Source organism: Streptomyces sp. 150FB, assembly GCF_000818195.1.
In the GTDB taxonomy this organism is placed as follows: domain Bacteria; phylum Actinomycetota; class Actinomycetes; order Streptomycetales; family Streptomycetaceae; genus Streptomyces.
In genome coordinates this window covers 7,122,744-7,126,625 of sequence record NZ_JTHL01000001.1, presented here as the reverse complement: position 1 = coordinate 7,126,625, position 3,882 = coordinate 7,122,744, and the positions used below count along the sequence as shown (strand labels likewise).

Genomic DNA, 3,882 nt, shown 5'->3' with positions numbered 1-3,882 from the left:
CGGAGCCGCTGGTGGGTGAGCGCGCCTACGACCTGGCGAGGCTCGTACGCGACCGGGTCGAGGACCTGGTGGCCGCGTCCTCCGGCGCCTCCGCCGCCCGCCGCCGGATCAACAAGCTCGCCGACTCCCTCGACCTGGACCGCGAACGGCTGCGGGGCTGGACGCTGTTCCGCGCCGTGGAGTCCGGGACCCGCGCGCTGCGGGCAGGACGGCACCAGAGCGCGGAACTCCTGCTGGAGTTCGCCGGCTGGCTGTAGCCGGGCGCGGCCGACGGCCGGGAAGCCCGCGCCGGAGATGGCGGGCTTCCGTACTCCCACGCTTACGCGGAGAGCCGTGCCACCGCCTCGTCCACCGTCAGTTCCTCGCGCTCGCCCGTGCGCCGGTCCTTCAGCTCCACGACGCCCTCGGCGGAGCGGCGCCCCGCCACCAGGATCTTCGGGACCCCGATCAGCTCGGCGTCGGTGAACTTCACGCCCGGGGAGACGCCGGGCCGCTCGTCGACGAGCACCCGCAGGCCAGCGGCCCCGAGCTTCTCGGCGACGGCGAGCGCCAGCTCCGTCTGGAGCGCCTTGCCGGCGGCGACGACATGCACGTCGGCGGGCGCGATCTCGCTGGGCCAGCACAGCCCCTGCTCGTCCGCGCTCTGCTCGGCGAGCGCGGCGACGGCGCGCGAGACGCCGATGCCGTACGAGCCCATCGTCACGCGTACCGGCTTGCCCTGCTGGCCGAGGACATCGACCTGGAAGGTGTCGGCGTACTTGCGGCCGAGCTGGAAGATGTGGCCGATCTCGATCGCCCTGCCGAGCGTGAGGCCGGTGCCGCAGGCGGGGCAGGGGTCGCCCTCCTCGACGACGACCACGTTCATGTAGTCGTCGACCTCGAAGTCCCGCCCGGCCACCACGTTGCGCGCGTGGGTGTCGGGCTTGTTGGCACCGGTCACCCAGGCCGTGCCGGGGGCGATCCGGGGGTCGGCGATGTAGCGGATCTTGAGGCCCTGCGGGCCGACGTAGCCGCGTACGAGGTCGGGCCTGTCCTCGAAGTCCTCGGCCGTCACCAGCTCCACCACGGCGGGCGCGAGGTGCTCGCCGAGCTTGCCGAGGTCCACCTCGCGGTCGCCGGGGACGCCGACGGCGGTGATCTCGCCGTCGATCTTGATCAGCAGGTTCTTGAGGGTCGCCGAGGCCGGCACGCCGAGGTGCGCCGCCAGCGTCTCGATGGTCGGGGTGTCAGGCGTGTCCAGCTCCTCGACGGGCCCGTGCGCCTCGGCGCCGTCCACGGCCGGGGCCACGGCGAAGGTGACCGCCTCGGTGTTGGCCGCGTAGTCGCAGGCGGGGCAGTCCACGAAGGTGTCCTCGCCGGCCGCCGCGGGGGCGAGGAACTCCTCGGACGCGGAGCCGCCCATCGCCCCCGAGATCGCCGACACGATGCGGAAGTCGAGACCGAGGCGCTTGAAGATCTTCTGGTACGCGGCGCGGTGCAGCGCGTACGACTCGGCGAGGCCCTCGTCGGTGGCGTCGAAGGAGTACGAGTCCTTCATCTGGAACTCGCGGCCGCGCAGCACGCCCGCGCGGGGCCGTGCCTCGTCGCGGTACTTGGTCTGGATCTGGTAGAGCATCACGGGCAGGTCCTTGTAGGACGTGCACTGGTCCTTGACGATGAGGGAGAAGATCTCCTCGTGCGTCGGTCCCAGCAGGTAGTCGGCGCCCTTGCGGTCCTTGACCCGGAACAGCAGGTCGCCGTACTCCTCCCAGCGCCCGCTGGCCTCGTACGGCTCCCTGGGCAGCAGCGCGGGCAGCAGCACCTCCTGCGCCCCGATGGCGTCCATCTCCTCGCGCACCACCCGCGACACGTTGTCGAGGACCTTCTTGCCGAGCGGCAGCCAGCTCCAGATGCCGGCCGAGGTTCGCCGTACGTAACCGGCGCGGACGAGCAGCTTGTGGTTGAGCGTCTCCGCGTCCGCCGGATCGTCGCGCAATGTCTTGATCATCAAACGGGACATGCGCTGGATCTGGGACATGGGGAGCACTCCTGCGTTCCGTCGGGTGATGGCAGGAGGTTAACCGGGGGGCACCGGCAGGCGGAAATCAGTGACCGTCACCGGTCCCCGCCGGAGGGCTCGCCGCCGTCGCCCGGCGCCGGTCTGCGCAGCGGGAGCGGCGCGCCCATCACGGCGTACGGCCGGGGCGCGCTGGGGAAGAGGACCTGCCGGGCGAGGTCCTCGTAACCGAGCGCCCGGTACAGCCGGCGCGCGGGGCTCTCGATGTCGATCGCCGAGAGGATCGAGCGGGGTTCGGCGGCGCTGTCGGTGAGGGTGGTGATCAGGGCGCGGCCGATGCCGCGCGCCTGGAACTCGGGGTGGACATGGAGCTCGGTGATGACGAAGGAGTGGTCGAGCCAGCCGTCGGACCCCGTCCTGCGCAGGTACGGCTCGACGACCGTGGACCACCAGTGGCCGCGGTCGTTCGGCAGGCCGTAGACAAAGCCGACGAGCCGTCCCGACGCCGTGGTCGCGCCGAGCGCGCGGCTGCCCGGGTACATGAGGTGCCGGAGCACGATGTGGCGGCGTACGTCGATCTCGTCGCGGCTGAGCCCGAAGGCGAGGGCCTGTACGTCGAGTGCCTCGTTCACTCGCGCGGCGAGATCGACCGGCCCTACCTGCACGTCGGGGGTCCGGGGATCGTCACCGGGAATGCTCAGCATGAGCCGAACCCTACTTTCAGAAGAGCACGCTCATGAAGGCGCCCACCTCGCGGAAGCCGACGCGGCGATACGCGGCGCGGGCAGGCGCGTTGTAGTCGTTCACGTAGAGGCTGACCACGGGCGCGACGTCGGCGAGCGCATACCGTACGACGGCTGCCATACCGGTCTCCGAGAGCCCCTGGCCGCGGAAGGCGGGGTCGACCCAGACGCCCTGGATCTGGCAGGCGCGCGGGGTCGCGGCGCCGATCTCGGCCTTGAAGAGGACCCGGCCGTCCTCGATACGGGCGAATGCCCGGCCTGCGCCCACCAGTTCGGCCACGCGCGCCTGGTAGAGGAGCCCGCCGTCGCCGGCGAGCGGCGAGATGCCGACCTCCTCGGTGAACATCGCCACGCAGGCCGGCATGATCGTTTCCAGCTCGTCCTTGCGGATGCGGCGTACGAAGGGGTCGGGCGCGACGTTGGCCGGGGGGTGTTCGGTGACCATCAGCGGCTGGTTGGCGCGGACCTCGCGGGCGGGGCCCCAGCTCGGCCTGAGCAGTTCCCAGAGCCTGGCGGTGGGCTCGGCGGGGCCGACGATGGAGGAGCACCGGCGGCCGGCCCGCCGGGCGCGGTCGGCGAAGCCGCGTACGGCTTCGGGGGTGGCGCAGATGGGGACGAGGTTGGCGCCGGAGTAGCAGAGCGAGCGCAGCCGGCCTTCCGCGTACCAGCCCCACATCTCACCGCCGAGGCGCCAGGGGTCGAGCCCGGCGACCTGGACGCGCGAGGTCACGAAGGCGTTGGCGACCGGTTCGCTCTCCAGAATGGCGAGCGCGGCGCCGAGTTCGCTGGGTTCGAGGACCCGGGTGGTGGTCTGAGTCAACACGAGGGGGCCTCACCGTACGGGCTGCTTGTCCTCGAACTCTACCTGGCGCTTCGGGGGTGTGCCGCTCGCGCGTACGAACGGATGCGGGCCCGGATTCCGCGTATGGGCGGACGCGGGCCCCGGACACGTCGACGGGCCCCGCGGCCTGCGCCCTGGAGGGCGGGAGCCGCGGGGCCCGTCGGTGTGACGTGCGTGGCCGGGGGTGTGACGTGCGTGGCCGGGGGTGTGCCCGGCGCGGGCCGTTCCGTCAGCTGATGGAGACCTTCGGTTCGCCCGAGGCGATGCCGTCGCGCTCCATCTGTTCGGCGATCTTCATGGCC

The 3,882-nt window shown here is 72.0% G+C and carries 4 protein-coding genes; 1 reads left to right on the top strand and 3 read right to left on the bottom strand.

From position 1 onward, the window contains the following. Positions 1-257: aminoglycoside phosphotransferase family protein (locus tag QR77_RS30625; protein WP_236710862.1), on the top strand; the 257-nt coding region annotated here is incomplete at its 5' end. A gap of 62 nt (positions 258-319) precedes the next feature. On the opposite strand, the gene QR77_RS30620 is transcribed toward QR77_RS30625, so the two are convergent. The 3 genes from QR77_RS30620 to QR77_RS30610 all read right to left on the bottom strand — a co-directional run bounded on the left by QR77_RS30620 (position 320) and on the right by QR77_RS30610 (position 3,559). Beyond that, on the bottom strand, positions 320-2,017 hold the full coding sequence (locus tag QR77_RS30620; RefSeq protein WP_040025243.1) for a proline--tRNA ligase: 1,698 nt from the start codon (positions 2,015-2,017) through the stop codon (positions 320-322). Positions 2,018-2,094: 77 nt separating this feature from the next. Next, positions 2,095-2,700 carry a GNAT family N-acetyltransferase gene (locus tag QR77_RS30615; RefSeq protein WP_040025241.1) on the bottom strand — a complete coding sequence of 202 codons (606 nt, stop codon included), beginning with the start codon at positions 2,698-2,700 and terminating at the stop codon, positions 2,095-2,097. Positions 2,701-2,716: 16 nt separating this feature from the next. Next, complete coding sequence (locus tag QR77_RS30610; protein ID WP_040025240.1) at positions 2,717-3,559, bottom strand: GNAT family N-acetyltransferase; 843 nt, start codon at positions 3,557-3,559, stop codon at positions 2,717-2,719. Positions 3,560-3,882: the final 323 nt, after the last annotated feature.

Excerpts from the sequence above, each read along its gene's own strand:
- QR77_RS30620 (WP_040025243.1), bottom strand. The coding sequence starts at position 2,017 with ATGTCCCAGATCCAGCGCATGTCCCGTTTGATGATCAAGACATTGCGC.
- QR77_RS30615 (WP_040025241.1), bottom strand. The coding sequence starts at position 2,700 with ATGCTGAGCATTCCCGGTGACGATCCCCGGACCCCCGACGTGCAGGTA.